Origin of the sequence: Ligilactobacillus saerimneri (assembly GCF_036689625.1) — a bacterium.
Lineage (GTDB): Bacteria > Bacillota > Bacilli > Lactobacillales > Lactobacillaceae > Ligilactobacillus > Ligilactobacillus saerimneri.
This window is the reverse complement of sequence record NZ_CP144759.1, coordinates 904,089-921,445: the sequence shown is the minus strand read 5'-3', so window position 1 is coordinate 921,445 and position 17,357 is coordinate 904,089. Positions and strand designations below refer to the sequence as shown.

9 protein-coding genes are annotated in these 17,357 nt (G+C 41.6%); all 9 read left to right on the top strand.

Annotation, left to right across the window (positions count from 1 at the left end; genetic code table 11):
• The 9 genes from V3C97_RS04440 to V3C97_RS04400 all read left to right on the top strand — a co-directional run bounded on the left by V3C97_RS04440 (position 1) and on the right by V3C97_RS04400 (position 17,212).
• Positions 1–1,875 (top strand): ribonuclease J, encoded by a 1,875-nt coding sequence (locus V3C97_RS04440; protein ID WP_338433854.1) that lies wholly within the window; start codon positions 1–3, stop codon positions 1,873–1,875.
• 56 nt (positions 1,876–1,931) lie between these two features.
• The gene (locus tag V3C97_RS04435) at positions 1,932–2,786 is read left to right on the top strand and encodes a hypothetical protein (RefSeq protein WP_338433853.1); all 855 of its coding nucleotides are present in this window, start codon (positions 1,932–1,934) and stop codon (positions 2,784–2,786) included.
• A 66-nt stretch (positions 2,787–2,852) separates the two neighbouring features.
• Positions 2,853–3,935: a DNA polymerase IV gene (dinB, locus tag V3C97_RS04430; RefSeq protein WP_180848370.1), complete on the top strand. Its 1,083-nt coding sequence runs from the start codon at positions 2,853–2,855 to the stop codon at positions 3,933–3,935.
• A gap of 54 nt (positions 3,936–3,989) precedes the next feature.
• Entirely contained in the window at positions 3,990–4,949 is a 960-nt protein-coding gene (locus V3C97_RS04425) for a bifunctional oligoribonuclease/PAP phosphatase NrnA (protein ID WP_338433852.1), read from the top strand.
• 3 nt (positions 4,950–4,952) lie between these two features.
• The gene (locus tag V3C97_RS04420) at positions 4,953–6,281 is read left to right on the top strand and encodes a DEAD/DEAH box helicase (RefSeq protein ID WP_338433851.1); all 1,329 of its coding nucleotides are present in this window, start codon (positions 4,953–4,955) and stop codon (positions 6,279–6,281) included.
• 288 nt (positions 6,282–6,569) lie between these two features.
• Entirely contained in the window at positions 6,570–7,676 is a 1,107-nt protein-coding gene (locus V3C97_RS04415; RefSeq protein WP_338433850.1) for a glycoside hydrolase family 3 protein, read from the top strand.
• 62 nt (positions 7,677–7,738) lie between these two features.
• Positions 7,739–8,593: a DUF6574 domain-containing protein gene (locus V3C97_RS04410; RefSeq protein WP_338433849.1), complete on the top strand. Its 855-nt coding sequence runs from the start codon at positions 7,739–7,741 to the stop codon at positions 8,591–8,593.
• A gap of 23 nt (positions 8,594–8,616) precedes the next feature.
• On the top strand, positions 8,617–10,038 hold the full coding sequence (locus V3C97_RS04405; protein ID WP_338433848.1) for a zinc ribbon domain-containing protein: 1,422 nt from the start codon (positions 8,617–8,619) through the stop codon (positions 10,036–10,038).
• 334 nt (positions 10,039–10,372) lie between these two features.
• Positions 10,373–17,212 carry a mucin-binding protein gene (locus tag V3C97_RS04400; protein WP_338433847.1) on the top strand — a complete coding sequence of 2,280 codons (6,840 nt, stop codon included), beginning with the start codon at positions 10,373–10,375 and terminating at the stop codon, positions 17,210–17,212.
• Positions 17,213–17,357 lie beyond the last annotated feature (145 nt).

The following is a 17,357-nucleotide window of genomic DNA, read 5'->3' as shown; positions in this document are numbered from 1 at the left end:
ATGAGTTCAGTTAAGATTATTCCTTTCGGCGGGGTACGTGAAAATGCGAAAAACATGTACGCTGTTGAAATTAATGATGAAATCTTCATCTTAGACTGTGGACTCAAGTATCCAGAAAACGAATTACTTGGTATTGATATTGTGATTCCAGATTTTGAATATCTGCGGACACGCAAAAAAGATATTGCGGGGGTCTTTTTAACCCACGGCCATGCTGATGCAATTGGGGCTTTGCCATATTTTGTCAGCGAATTTGATGTGCCGGTTTTTGGATCGGAACTAACCATCGAATTAGCCAAGATTGCTTGTGAAAGTGAAAGCAAGGCTAAGAAATTCAACGATTTCCATGTGGTGACGGAGAAGACAGAGATCGATTTTAAGCATGCAACGGTGTCATTCTTCAAGACGACCCACTCAATTCCTGAATCATTAGGGATTGTCTTGGGCACGGATGAAGGAAGCATTGTATATACTGGTGATTTTAAGTTTGATCAAACGGCAGCTGCCGGATATCAAACAGATTTCGCTCGCTTGGCCCAAATTGGGCAAAGTGGGGTGTTGGCTTTGATGTCAGATTCAGCCAACGCAGAAAATACTGACAACCGGCAACAAGTTGCTGATGAATATGAAATTGCTGACCTGATCAGTTCTAACTTCGAATACCAGGCTGGACGGATTATTGTAGCATGCAAAGCTTCTAATATCTTGCGGGTTCAGCAGGTTTTGAATGCGGCAGCGGAAAATGAACGGAAGGTCTTTTTGACCGGACGAGACCTCGAAAAGATTGTTCAAACAGCCATCAGATTGGACAAACTCCACTTGCCAGAAGATGATTTGCTAGTACCAATTTCCGAAATTGGTAACTACAAAGATGACCAAATTGTGGTTCTCGAAGCGGGACGGTCAGGCGAACCATTAAAGTCACTACAAAAAATGGCATTGCGGCGGCACAAAAATATCGAATTGCACAAGGGTGACTTGGTATACATCACGACGACCCCATCACATGCAATGGAAACAATGGTGGCTAAAACTCGGGATATGATCTATCGCGCTGGCGCAGAAGTCAAGGCAATTTCGGACGAAATCAACTCATCCGGGCATGCTAGTCGTAACGACTTGCAATTGTTAATGAACTTATTGCAACCACGGTATGTAGTCCCAGTTCAAGGTGAATACCGGCTATTGGCTGCTAATGCCGAATGGGCCAAAGAATTAGGAATTGCGCCGAAGGATATTTTCATTCTTAGCAAGGGTGATGTCTTAGAATATCAAAAGGGTAAGATGCTTGTGGCCGAAAAGATCACGGTTGGCAATACGATGATTGATGGTATTGGTGTGGGTGATATTGGTAATATCGTTCTACATGATCGGAAACTGTTGTCTGAGGATGGTATTTTCATCGCAGTGGTGACGATTGACCAGCGAAAGCGAAAAATTATTGATTCACCAAAGATCACTTCGCGCGGTTTCGTATACGTTAAGAACAGTCGTGACTTGATGAATGAAAGTGCTGAGATTGTCCGTAAGTCAGTCCAACAAAATCTTGATAATAAAGAATTTGACTGGAGCCAGTTGAAGCAAGATGTTAGAGATAAATTGAATCACTTCTTGTATGAGCAAACTGGACGCCATCCTGTTATCTTGCCGGTAATTATGGAAGTTAACCAATACAACCACCGGCGGAATAAAGGTCAGTCCAATAAGAAAGACAATGCTAATTCAGGCTCTACAAAAGGCAAGGGGACCAAGAAACGGCCTAAAAAGCGTGAAAACAACAATAAGGCTGATGGACCTAAGAAAAAACAAGCACATCGCGCTCGGCGGACACAACGGAAGAAGCCGGCTTCAGCAGGAGAAAATAAAAAGAACTAAGTAGTCAAAACGAAGGTCGGAGTTACCTTCGTTTTTTGGCTTATGGGGAGGAAAATATGGATGTTAACGTAACTGCAGGTGAGCAGTTTTTAGAGCAAAAAAATTATGCCGCTGCTTATGAAAAATTCTTGCAAGCATATGTCAGCAAAAAATCAATGCGGACGAACCATTTGCTGTTTACGGCTGCCTTTGCTGGCAAGCAGTATGCCGATGCCTACGCAATTGCTGCAGATTACTTAGCCGAGTACATTGCTGATGATGCACTATTTTCAAAGTATCTGAAAGCAGGTGTTATGGCAGGTAAAAATATTAACGTTGTCCAGCTATTAATCCTGCTAACACCGTACATGACATCTGCTGAAAAAGAAGCATGCCAACAGGTAGTTGCGACAACTCTTACTCGCTATCAGCAGGAACATCCTGAAATAAAGAAGAAGTGGCAATACTTAGGAGCGTATTCTGTGTTTGAACAGCGGGATTTGTTTGCTATGGTCCATGCTTTGCCGACTGCTGATTTTATTGCTTATAGTCGCCAATGGCTGGTTGATAGCAATGTGCACCCCATACTACGAGCAAGTATTGTCGATGACCTCCGGCAGTTGGGTGTGACAGAAGAAGTGGCATTAATCAATCTCAACCAGGAGCAAGTAACGGTTATTCCGGCCCAATTACCTGCGGTAAAACAGACTGAAATCGGGGAAAAAGTTTTAACCTCATTACAGACAACAGCTAATGAAGCCTTAGTAGGTGAGGTCAGACTACGCTTACAAATTATGTACCCCTTTGTCTTTAAAAAGCTCACGTCTGAACAAATCCAAATGATTGCTATGGCACCATTAAATACTACCGTTCCTAGTGAGAACAAGTTGCTACAACGCCTAGAAGCAGCGTTGCAAGAATGGGTAGTTTAACGGTATTCATGCTAAAATAAAGATGAGGTTTACTCAGTAAAGCAGGGGGTGATTTAGCTGACAAACATGGAGGAGCGCAAGATAATTCATGTTGATATGGATGCTTTTTATGCAGCCGTGGAAATGCGGGATCATCCCGAGTGGCGTAACCTCCCCTTGGTAGTGGGAAGAAATCCGCGCCAAACAGGGGGACGGGGTGTAGTGGCGACTGCTAACTACCATGCGCGGCGCTATGGAATTCATTCTGCGATGAGTACGCAAAAAGCATGGGAATTGTGTCCCCACGCGGTTTTTAAGCAACCTGACTTTGCTAAATACAAACAAGTTTCCCAGCAGATTCATACTATTTTTCATGAGTATACTGATATTGTAGAATATGTTGCTTTTGATGAGGCATATTTGGACGTCACACAAAACAAAAAGCAGCTTGAATCAGCAGTGGCGGTAGCGGCGGCCATTAGGAATGATATCAAGCAAGTAACGGGGTTAAATTGTTCGCTGGGAATATCCTATAATAAGTTCATGGCTAAATTAGCTTCAGATTACTGCAAGCCAGCGGGAAATACGGTGATTGACGCAACGGATGCGCTAGCCTTCTTGTTTCCCTTGCCAATTGCTGCCTTTCGGGGCGTGGGGAAAAAGACTTTGCCTAAAATGCTGGCACTTAATATTCAAAATGGTGCCGACTTGTACCAGTGGAAACAAGCAGATTTGATCAAAGAATTTGGCAAGTTCGGTTATGTCCTCTATGAACGCGCACGGGGAATAGATCGTCGTCCAGTTGCTGCAACGGCACAACGAAAGTCAGTTAGTAGCGAACGGACCTTTGACCAACCGCTAACGACGCGGATTGAAGTTACGACGGAATTAACCAAGTTGGCACAACGGGTAACCCGCGAGTTAGCTCGTCATCATCTACATGGCAAGACAATTGTTTTAAAAGTTAGGAATAGCGATTATGAGACATTTACGAAACGGATCACATTAGCAGATTACGGAGCAACAGAAGTTGGAGAATTGGTCGAAGAAGGCCAGAAGCTGTTTGATGCGATTCAAGCTACGGTGATTGATGTCCGTTTGCTGGGAATAGGGGTAACTACCCTAGAGTCAATTGATTATAAAGATATTAATCTTGATTTGAAACTTTAAGAATTATATTTAGGTATTGTATACTTAATTATTAATAGTGATGTGAGGAGAAAAATGACAGTAGAACAACAAATTATTGAAAAAATTAAGGAGTTTGACACGATTATTATTCATCGTCACCAGCGCCCTGATCCGGATGCTTTTGGCTCGCAGTGTGGCTTGGCGACAATTTTGCGGGCTTCGTTCCCCCAAAAGCAGATCTACCAGGTGGGTAAGAATGAACCTGGTTTGGCTTGGATTGGAAAAGAGCAAGAAATAGCAGACTCCGTTTATGCTAATGCTTTGGTAATTGTTACTGATACAGCTAATCGGCCCCGGGTCGATGATGACCGTTATCTTACGGGTAAGTTCTTGATTAAGATTGATCATCATCCGAATGACGACCCGTACGGGGACTTGATGTTGGTGCGGCCTGAGGCTTCCAGTTGTTCAGAGCTCATTGTAGATTTGGTCAACGCTGCTGCGGGAACTTTAGTATTGAATCAAGACGCGGCTGCTAAGTTATATGCCGGGATTGTTGGTGATACGGGACGTTTTATGTACGCTGGTACCACCGCGCATACGATGGAAGTAACGGCTCAACTGATGCACACAGGGATTGCGGCTGCGACGATTAACCGGAAATTGGATGAAATCAGCAAGCCTGAGGCCCGTTTGGCAGCCTATGTTTTGCAAAACATGCAATTTACCGCACATGATGCTGCATATATTGTCCTGACCAAGGATGTCTTAGCAGAACTAGATTTAGGCGATGCCGGTACATCTTCTGCGGTTCCATTGCTGGGCAAGATTGCACAAATTATTTGCTGGACTGTATTTGTTGAACAGCGTGACGGGTCATACCGGTTACGAATTCGGTCCAAGCGTCCTCATATCAATGAGTTGGCTAAGGAATACGGTGGTGGCGGCCACCCATTGGCAAGTGGCGCGATGATTAGCGATGCTACCCAGATTCCTGAGTTTGTTGCTAAGTTAGATCAGATCGCCGCTAAGGATACAGGAGATACAGAATAATTTATGAAATTTACAGATTTTGAATTTAAACCATTTATTAACGACGCACTAGCAGAGATTGGCTTTACAGAACCAACGGAAGTGCAGGAACGTTTGATTCCGATGATTCTAGATGGACGCAGTGTGGTTGGTCAGTCTCAGACTGGTAGTGGAAAAACCCATGCCTTCTTGCTACCTATCATGCAGAATGTGACCGCTGATGACTATGTGCAAGCTGTAATTACAACCCCTAGTCGGGAATTAGCTTATCAGATTTATAAAGCTGCTAAACAGATTGTTCAGCATGCGGATCAGACGATTCAGGTAGTTAACTATGTTGGGGGAACAGACAAGCACCGCCAAGTAGAAAAATTACAGCACCACCAACCACAAATTGTTATCGGAACGCCAGGGCGGATTCTTGATTTGATCAGGACTAATGCCCTTGATATTCATAAAGCACATTATTTTGTAGTTGATGAAGCTGATATGACGCTTGATATGGGCTTTTTAGCCCCCGTAGATGCGATTGCGTCCACAATGCCACAGGACTTACAGATGTTGGTCTTTTCAGCTACCATTCCGGTTAAATTACAGCCGTTTTTGCGTAAGTATATGAATAATCCAGTAGTGGAAGTAGTAGAAACCAAGACAGTAATTAGTCCTACTATTGAAAATATTTTGATTTCGACCCAGGGGAAAGATCGTAACCGGTTGATTTATCAACTGTTAACGATGGGAGAACCATTCTTGGCGTTGGTTTTTGCCAACACGATTAAGCGGGTTGATGAATTAACCGCGTATTTACGGGCACAAGGATTGAAAGTGGCTAAAATCCATGGGGACATTCAACCCCGGCAACGGAAACGAATCATGCGTGAAGTGCAGCAATTAGACTATCAGTTTGTCGTTGCAACGGACCTGGCAGCCCGGGGAATCGATATCGAAGGTGTTTCGCTGGTAATCAATGATGACATCCCAGAAGATTTGGAATTCTTTATCCACCGGGTTGGTCGGACAGGGCGCAATGGAATGGCCGGGACGGCAATTACTTTATATGGTCCGGGTGAAGACCAGATGATTGTTGAACTAGAAAAGATGGGGATCCACTTCAAGCCGCAGATGTTGCGGAACCATGAGTTGGTGGATTCATATGATCGTAACCGGCGGGATAAGCGTCGTGTAAGACAACAAAAACTAGATCCACGGCTGGTTGGAATGGTTAAAAAAGAAAAGAAAAAGCGCAAACCAGGCTATAAGCGCAAGATTAAACAAGCTATCCAAAAAGACCGCCAACAAAAGAAAAAGTTAGAAAAGCGGCAGGTACGGCGCCAACAACGGTGGCGGGGTTAATAATATTATTCAGAGAGAAGCTGAGAGAAATGCTATATTCTCACCAGCTTCTTTTTTGTTAATCTGACTCACAGATAGTATAGAAAACAAGCGCCAATCTAGTCGCTGAGGACAAACGAAGATCGTTACATCTGCGTTATTCCTCGTCTTGGTTTAGCCAAATGACTTGCTGTGTAGGTTATGTTCTGCTTTTTGTTATGAAAACATAATTTATTGATATTGATTTTTGTTGCTTTTATAATTAATGGGGCACATGCTGAGTTAGTTTAGGTGATAGGGGGATATTTGATGAAGAAATTATTCTTAAAAATTATGGTAGGATGCCTTGGTTTGTTTTTGGTTAGTGGGTCTGTCCAGGCTAAGAAGGTATCCAATAAGAAAATCAATAAAATTGTAAAGAAAATGACGTTGGATGAAAAAATAGGCCAAATGTATGTGAGCCCCAGTTCAGGCAATATTGATGCCATGATTTCCGATAGTAAAACCTATCATTTGGGGGGGATCGTTTTATTTGGAAGTGACTTTGCCAAGCAGGATGCACAAGCAATGAAAGCTAAAGACCAGGCACTGCAAAAAGCAAGTCGATACGGTGCCTTCATTGCGACGGATCAAGAAGGAGGGACTGTTTCGCGATTAAGTACATATCCAGGACTGACTAACAATAGGAAATTTCCTGCACCCCAGACGGTGTATAAGCAAAAAGGTATGGCGGGAGTGGTTACTGAGTATAGTGCTGTAGCCAAAATCATGCATGGCTTGGGGATTAACTGGAACTTTGCTCCGGTTGCTGATGTTACTACTGACCAGGGGAGCTTTATTTATCCGCGAACTTTAGGTGAAAATTATCAGATAACGGCTAACTACGTTAAACAGGTGGTGCCAGCGATTCAGAAGCAAAAGGTCGGCGCAACACTGAAGCATTTCCCTGGCTATGGGGCAGCAGCTGACACCCACGTCGGTTTTGCGAGTGATAATCGTAGTTTGGATGTCTTTCGTCAGAATGATTTTTTACCCTTTGTGGCCGGGATCAAGGCGGGAGCTGATTCGCTATTAGTAGGTCATGTGGTAATGAAAAGTGTTGATGGCAGCAAGCCAGCCTCTTTGTCCAGGCCGGTTCATGATTTGGTCCGTAAGGAACTCAAGTTTAAAGGAGTTATTGTCACTGACGATATGAACATGGGGGCAGTCACTAAGTTTGCCCAGGAAAAGAAGATTAATGCGGATGTTTTAGCTGTTATGGCGGGCAATGACATGCTTTTAAGCTCAGATTATAAGACTGGAATTCCGGCGATTAAAGCTGAGATTAAGCGGGGAAATATTTCTACTAAACAAATTAATCGGTCGGTAACGCGGATCTTAAAAATGAAGGCTAAATTAGGCATCCTTAAATATTAAATTTTTATGAAGATAAAATGGTATAATAAGTCTACTAATAAATACAAAAAGGGATGATTGAGATGAAATATTGTGCTAATTGTGGTGCAAAGCTAAAAGATGGGGCAAAGTTTTGTACAAGTTGTGGTCAAGCAATTGTTCAGAAAACTGAACCACAGCCCAAGGCGGTAGAGCAGGCTGAAGCAACGGCTCAACCACAACCTGCTCCAGCTGTCAAAACAGCTGTGGTAAATAATGAGAAAATGAAGCAGGTTGCTGGCAATTATTGGAGCTGGTTAGCTAGTGCCTGCAAGAAGCCTTTTACACCCCAAGAGGGACCGAAGTATGCGGGAGTAATAACTTTACTGATTGAAGGAATCCTCTTTGGGTTATCAATTATGCTCTTGATTAGAAAGATTGCTAGGGCAGTAATGAGCATTGCCGAAGCATTGATCGCTTTACTTTCTTCACCTATCCCAACGATTGAAAACCGGGTTGGATTTTACGTGGCCTTTGGTTTCTTTTTAATAACAGTGATCGTAGCATTTGTAATGATTGGGGTTAACTACTTGGTTGAGAAAAGTTTTTCAGAAGCTAAACACCCAAATTTTGTGACAATGATCAATAATATTGCACATAAATCAGTTTATCTATTGCCATTGAACTTGTTGTTCCTATTAAGTGTAATGATGATTTCTGACCAAAACTTGAGTGGGCTGAAATTCTCCCTGGTAGTTATTGGTTTGATGTTAGCTGTATGGACAATTGCTATTCTTGCCACAGGTTATGAAATCGTTAAGCCAAAGTTTGATAGATTTTATGCAACATTTGCGATCTATCTGGTTGATGCAATTATTTATTATATTGCATATTCCGTATTACACGATTCCTTTTACGTAGTATTTAAAGAAGTTATTGACCGTCTGTTGAATATCTAAAGACCAGCAAGGAGGAGTAAGCAATGGCAGCTAGCAAATTTTGTCCTAACTGTGGACATCCAGTCAGTGAAGATGAAAAGTTCTGCGCAAACTGTGGGCAGGTACTCCAGGAAGCTGAGCCTAGTCAACCTGCGGAATCTCAGGAAGTCCAAGCAGGACCAGTAACCCCTGAGCCACAGCCAGTGGCGGAACAACCGCAAGAACAAGAGATACAACAATATAGTCGGCAAAGTCCTGCTAACCAGTCCAAGAAAACGAATAAAGGAATCGTAGCGGCTGTAATTGTTTTAGTAGTGCTGCTGGGAGGCTACCTCTTTGGGCGCAACTACTATACTAGCGCTAAACAGATGGACCGCTTTTTGACAGAACTAGCCGACAGTAAAGGGGACGTATCACCATACCTGACTAGTAGTGATTCTTCGTTAGAGATTTCAAAGGATGAAGCCAATGCATTTCGGAAGATGTTTACTGGTGATCAAAAAACAATTGATAGCTTGAAGAGTGCCTTAACCGCGAATATGACCTATGGCAGGTGGACTTGGGTCAAGTCTGGTCACCGGTTACTAGTGTTCCCAGCTTATAAGCTCCAAGTTGAACCGGTATATGTGAGATTGTATACCAACCATAGTGGGGTTAAGGTATACCGGGATGATAAGAAATTAACAACGACAACCGCTGCTTCCCAGGTAGTTAAAGTTGGTCCAATCTTACCAGGGCGGTATACTTTCAAAGCTGCAGGTACTGTAAAGGGCAAGAAACTGAGTTCAGTCAAAACGGAATACATTACATACGGTAAGGATAACCAGGTAAAGTTGAACTTGAAGACAGCTACGTTTACTGTTCAAGGGCCAGAAAATAGTACGATTTATATCAATGGCGAAAAAGTTGGTAGCTTAGGTGATGATGGCAAGAAGAAATTCACTGATTATCCATTAACTGATGGGGGTAAATTGTACTTGCAAACTAAGTTCGATGGCAAGACGGTCAAATCTAAGACGGTTTCTATCGAAAAGGAACTTGATAAAGGTAACAATACGATCACCCCTGACTATGACGGGTTGGTTGATAAAGAAGCCGCTGAAGAACTGCTGGCGGATGCCTTTTCAGGCTTGAAATATGGCGAAGATAGCTCTGTGGCTGATGATGACTTTATTGATGGCGAAAATAATGATGGTTACAATGAGCTGGTTGCTTTCTTTAACAGTATTGAGGACAATCTGCAGGACGTTAAAGTTGTTAAGGTCAACAGTATTGCACCTTTGGAAAAGAACAAAGCACGGATCTCATACTCCGTTAAGTATCGTTTCAACAATGAAGATTCAGTGAAGATCCAACAGTTTACTTATAACAATGCTGAGATTGAAAAAGAGGATGGCTCATACAAGATCAAAGCAATTGGTAAAACCGGGACGGAACCTGATTGGGAACGGACACTGGAAGAATAATGGTGTTAAATCCACCACAATTTATTTATTAAATAGCAGACGGGATTTTTATTAGAATTCCGTCTTTTTTATTGGAAAAATTAGCATTTTACAAGCAAAATCTCACCTTATTTTAAATAAACTACCAAGTATAGTCCTACGGAAGGTGCACATTGGGAAAAAAGAAAAGGAGGCAGTAATGACCTGAAAAATAGCTAAAAAATAAGTACAAATGGTGGGACAAACACAGGAGAAAAGGCATTCTCTGGATTGATGAGTTTAATTTATTTAAGTATAATATACTTAAAGGATTATTAATTATTAAAATGGTATTAAATAGATGGAAGGGATATAGATGTTAGGGAAGAGATCTAGAAGAAATCTCAACTTTCCCCCACTATGGGAAAAACAAAACCGTTACGGAATCCGTAAGAAAACAATCGGGACAGTCTCAGTTTTACTGGGATCATTTTTCTTAGTGAATAGTGGCAGCTTCGTTAAGGCTGATAATATCAGCGATGCCACGAGCAATCAGGTAGTTAATAAGGAGACTAGTTCACCTGATGTGACTAGTAGACAAGATACTACTGTTGTTTTAGCTAATAAAGCGAACACAGCGAACACAGCAAATACTGATGCTACAAGTAGTAATTCACAGGCAACTGCTGGTAATGCAAATACTACTAATGAAACCACTACGACTACTAATAATCCTGGTCAAAGTGATACTACATCAGTTAATAATAAGACTGCTCAACCAACTACTACCCAAGTTGAACAGCCAACATCTACTAATACACCTGCTTCATCTACAGTTCGCGCTAAGCAGGCTGTAGCAAATCAAGCGGAAATTATCGATGAAAATGAAGCAAGTAGCAATGTGACCTTGAACCACGGGGATAGTGGGAACCGGGCCATTTCAGTTATTGTAGCAGCTAACCGGGACGATGAATTTACCGTTGAAGTTCCATATATCTTTACTGGTACAACTGACCGGAGTTTAGATGGGAAGTATGACGTTACATCATCAGTCACAAAGGTTACTGACCCTGGATTTGCAACAAATAAGAATTTCCAGGATACAACTTTTACATACCACATCAAGCAAAAGTCATCAACCACTTTCAATGTGACTTTGAATCCAACAATTAGTGATTGGGGCTTCTTTGCAGAGGGGACCAAGTTCTATGTTATCCTCAAAAAGAATGGGGTTGAAGTTGGACGCTTAACTTATACTATCGGGGAAAAAGCACAATTTACTAATGCAACACCACTTTTTGATGACAATCAAAAGAGTCCTTTATCAGTCAATGAAAAGTACCCAATTGCCATTGCTCTTAACAATAATGGTGTTAAGGACGGGAACCAGTTCTCAGGGACAATCAATCTTGATGTTCCGGCTGGTTTTGTGGTTGACGCAAATAACTTTGGCTTGGTTGCCGGACAAAACATTGGTGATGATAATAAGACCTTCTATACTTTGGTCAACAATCCAGAATATTTGAAGGTAGAACAAGCCGGTGCAGGCAGTCCAGTTACAATCACATTTAACAATCTTGATCAGTCCCTCTTGAATGGGAATGAAATTGTCTTATTTGGAAGTTATCAGAATAATTTAGCTGCTGAGAATAATAACTTCCAAGCAACTGTGACTTATCATGTGACTAACAAGAATAACGATCATAACGCAACCGATAAGGACCTAGTTTTCACTGGTGACGTTAAACATGTTGGACTAGCAGTTACTGGACAAAAAGCACCAGACCTTGAAGCTTCATATACCGTTGATGAAAAGAATAATATCTTTGTTGATAAGGTAAATAATGGCAAGCATGACACCGACAATCCTTACTTAGATTATCAGCAAGAACGGGCTATTCAAGTCTTCAATAAAGGTAATGAAGAGCAAACCAACGTCAAGGTTCATTTTATTGTTGAAGAAGGAACGGTCTTTGTTAAGCGCAATGGTCAATACGGGATTAATATCCAAACAAACCAAAAGAACCGGATTGCCAGCGTTATGGTAACTTTGGCTAATGGCCAGAAGGTGCAACTAGGTGTTAACCAGGGCGATACTAGTACCTTTGTTACTTTCCCAGCAGGATCAGGGATTAATGAAGATGGTAGCAATATCACGGCTATTGACTTCGTGTTTGATAACATCATTGCTGGGACCAAGGTGCTCGCAACTTATAACAGCAATGGTATTTTAAACAAAAAAGATGGCGACCACGCCGACTACCAATTGATGTTTAACTCAGACCAAGTTAGCGATACCGTTGATGTTAAGCAGGAATTAACTGTTAAGAATCCAGCTTCTAAGTCAATCTTCTTTACTGGTGGGGTCTTTGGCTTTAAAGATGGTGCTTACCAACCAACAGACACTGTTAATAATGGGAACAAAGCTGAAATTCGCTACGTTCTGCAAAATGCAACTGCACCAACTAATGATTCTAGTTCATATATAATTGTCATTCCTAAGGGCTTTGATATCGATAAAAATGATATTCATATTACGCAAGTTTCACAATGGGTTGGTGGCGCCCCTGATGACTTATTGAAGAATAAGTTAGCTACGTTAACTGACTTGGGTTATATCGGAAAGAATGGCGAACATGTCTTCCGCATTGATTTAACCTTTACCCCAAGTTATGGTCGTCCTGTTTGGGTTGGTGGTGCAACTCCACAATCGACAATGACGATTACAGCTAACAAGAACCAATTACCAGGTAGATATCAATATAAGAATCCTGGCGAAGTCAAGGGTAACGATGTAGTTGGCTATTGGGCAGACAGAAGCGAAGCCATCAAGAATAACCCTAAACTTAAGGACGAAAAGGGACAAGAACTCCTTTATAAGGTGGACGATGTAAACCATGCCAGTGACCAGGCAAAGGACTTCACTTTCAAGAATGGTGACCAGTACAAGCTTATCTCGATGATTTATGGTTTACCGGGCGCTAATAATGGGCTTAACTACATCCTAACTTCACCATCCACTTATGGTAAGGATAATCGGATTAAGGGTGACCTCAATGTTGATTACTCTAGTGAAGACCCAGAGGATACCCCGGCAACCAACAATTATGACACTGCTCATAAGAAGGATGGCTATACTGGTGACCTGGTATTAATCAATTACCTAAACGATAAGGGTACTTCCAAGTATTCATACAATGTGATTGACTTGCCTGATTTAGATAGTGGCGACTTAATTACGATGCACTTAACTGGTAAGGGTACCGATAAGGTTGAGATTGATAACAGTGGTAACGGGACTTTGAAGTTCTCAACTAAGCACTTCACAGGTAAGGTTGTTACTGTTGATGACCTGAAGGACTTCGTTACCGCTGATCAAGTAAAGGATTGGTCCCAGATCAAGGCGGTTATGTTGCAGTCAGATGTGATGAAGCCTTATGCTTTGGCTAAAGCAGAACTAGGCTACATCATCACTGGGATGCAAGATGGTGTATCACTGGCAAATCTTAAGATTCGGGAAGTATTTTCAGGTAATCTCACATCCTCAACAGGTATTTCCGAAATGCCATATAACGACAACGAAAGTAGCTTGAAGCTCTCTGTACAAAGATACGTTGATGTTACTACCAAGTGGGTTGATGATGACAATAACAGTAACCCATTAAAACAAGATAACGTTGACTTTATAAAATCTGGCGACCCATACCTCACTAATGCCTTAGATGCTAATGATGTTCCAGCACATATTCTCTTCAAGAATGTGGAAGGGGAACCAACAGGGATAACAGCAGGAAAAGACGTAACTGTTGTTTACCACTATGTACATGAGAAAAAAGAAATTGAAAGTCAAGATAAGCTCCATGTTACAAGAACAATTCATGTAACTTATCCAGGTACCCGGTTACAAGGTGGACAGAGTGAAGCAACAATCCAGCAAGATGTTCCATTTACTGTTTACTGGTTAACGGACTTATATACTGGGCAACAGTTGTCAGCTAGAATTGTGGCAGATGCACCAGTTGATACTGATCATCCAGGTACAGGATCCTGGGCTGAATACACACCCGTTCATATTCCAGGCTACACTATCAAGGTTGACGACAATGCTGGGACCAAGGTTCCTGGCGTCCAGGTCGGTCCTAATGACAAGGATGTAACTGTTGAAGTGACATATGTTCCTGTGCCACAACAGATTAAGTTCAATGTCTATGACGATACTACCAAGACCCAGCTTCTAACCGATGACGAAATCAAGGAACTGGAAAAGCAAGGAATACTTGTTACTATCCCGGGTGTCAGTGACCAAGTAGTCATCAAAGGCCAGGTAAGTGATAAGTTAGCTGCCTTGAAGAGTTACTACTTAGCTAAGGGGTACAAGTTCGTTAGTGATGATCTCGACCAACTGGCTGACAGATACGATAATACAGATAACGCTACAAACAATGTAGCCATTACTGATCCTAATGATGATCAAGTGCCACAAGTTGTAACGCTCCACATTGCTCATGATATAGCGTTAGACAAGCAGGTTAAGAGTGTCACTAGAACGATTAATTATTACGATGAAAATGAACACCAATTAATCAGTGATGTTCACCACCCAGGTATTACCATTACAGAACCAGGTACTAAGACTCAGACCGTTAACTTTAATCGGTATGCAGTCTATGACAAGGTAACTCATGAACTCTTGGGTTATGCTAGTTCGGACCAAGTTAATGGCAATGCATTAATCACTACCGACGGATACATCCATGATACTGATCCTAATTCAGTGGCTGGGTATGTAGCAGATGGTAACTTTGCAGAAGTAGATAACTATGACCTTTCTAAGTACGGGTATACCGGACCAACTGATGAACAGCACCAAAAGATGGCCCAAGTTGCTTCAGCAGCTGCCGATGTCAATAAGGCACAAACAATAGTTAATGTTTACTATCAACATGCAACTACAAATACTGAAAATGACAAGACCATCACAAGAACAATTAATGTTCATAAGCCAACAGGTCAAACTGAACAAGTTCTCCAAAATGCTGATTTCCATGTTGTATCTGTAATTGACAAGGTGACGGGGGCAACTGTAAGTACTACAGTCACAACTCCAGATGGCAAGACGGATACATGGGCTCAATACTCACCAATGACAATTCCAGGATACGGGATACAGGTTGAGGATACTACTGATCAAAACAATAAGTTCGCTTTGGACTCAATTAACCAAAAGACTGTTGCTATTACTGACCATAACGTAGTAATCGATGTCAATTACTTAGCCCAAGCGCAGAATGTAACTGTTAAGTATGTTGATGATGACGAAGGTGGCAAACAAGTGGGTACTACTACAACCCTCAATGGAGCTACTGATACCACAGATACTATCAGTGTCAAAGTGCCAGAAAACTATGTTTACAATAATCGAATCGATTTAGACGGTAAGCAAGTAGCTTCCAACATGGCATACACATATACATTCCAGCCAGGAACGCACGAGGTTGTCATTCACTTAGGCCACAAGATTGAAACTAGCCAAGAAACACAATCTATCAAGGCTAGTCAAACTGTAACTTACCAAGGTGCTGGTCAGCAAACACCAAAGCCCAATGTCACTAGCAAAGACATTGACTTTACACGCACGGTTAAAACGGACATGGTCACGAATGAAAAGACCTACTCTGCATGGACCGGTAATGATTACACCTTTAATAAGATAATCTCTCCAAATGTTCGGGGTTATCAACCTGATATGGGAGTAGTTGGTGGTGCTCAAGTTACATTAAGTGAATTGAACAGTGCTAGTCCAGAGCAGATGGCGGAATACCTGAAGAACGGGATTAACTTTGACTATGTAGTAACATATCATGCTAACCAACAGACGGTTAAGGTTGTTTACCTTGACGAAGATAACAATAATGAAATTGTGCGTTATGGCAACGATATCAATAGTAGTTTCGGCGAAAATGTAACGGTTGTTCCAAGCTTGATCGCTAATGAAGAAGGTAAATATTACCTGAAGTCAACTGATCCGATTAATCACGTGGTTAGTGATAAGGATGAGGATAATGTGATTACAATTTACCTCAAGCATAAGCATGTTCAGAATACAGAAACTTCTGCGCCAACAAGAACGATTAACGTTCACATGCCAGACGGAAAAGTTGAAACCACAGTACAACAGTTGAACTTTAGTAGATCAGTTGACACTGATTTGGTAACCAATGCTAAGACTTACAGCAATTGGACAATCACTGATGAGGAAACAAATGCCGACCAGGCTAATAGTAGTTGGAATGCCTTTACTGCACCAGAACTTACTGGTTATCAGGCCGATACAAAGGCAGTTCAAAGCAAGGTTATCGCTCATGATACACCAAATGAAATCGTAGATATTCATTACCAGGCTGAAGATCGGACGGTTAATGTCAAGTATGTTGATGATGACAAGTTAGATGCAGATGGTAACCCAACTGAATTACCAGAATTAACTGGAACATTGACGGGTAAGTATGATGAATACACTACAATTACGCCAACTATTCCAGAAAACTACCAATTCAAGAAGGTCGACAACAACCCTAACTTGACCCAAGCTGATCAAGGGTATAGTTATCACTTCCTGGTTGATGGAGACACAGTTGTTATCCACTTGGGACACGAGCACATGGATGTTGAACGGAGTCAAACCGCAACGCAGACCATTCACTATGTTGACCAAGATGGAAATACAATTCATCCAGATCAAAGTCAAACCCTTACGTTCAAGCAAAAGGGTGACAAAGACCTAGTTACGGGTGAAATTGTTTGGGATCCTGCATATCAAGAAACATTGAACTTTGATAAGGTAGCTAGCCCAGCTATTTCTGGTTACCAAAATCCAAACCCAGCACTGGTTCCAGGTTCAGGATTAACTTTGAATAATGATAACTTTACTGCAGATCATAATTCAGAAGTAACAGTTGTTTATGAAAAGGTTACTGAACCAGCAACTCAAACCCCTGGCGATAATCAGCCGGCAGAACCTAATAAGGACGGTAACTTAACTCCAGATGCACCAGCTGCTACGGGCAAGAATACTAATAATACTGCTCGTGAAACTGAAAACAAAGATCGTAAGTTACCGCAGACTGGTGACAATGAGGATGATTTTGCTTATGCTGGATTCTTCTCAATGATCTTAGGTTTGCTAGGATTAGGTTTCCTCAAAAAGCGCGACTAACTAAGCGGTATTAACTAGTAATTCTAAAGAGTAGATGAGTAGTTAGTTTAAATACTATCGTTTATTAACCTCGCGGTAGAATATTCAAATTGACAGATTGCTCAATGATTTATATACTAAATGTATTCAAGATATGCTGTAAGAT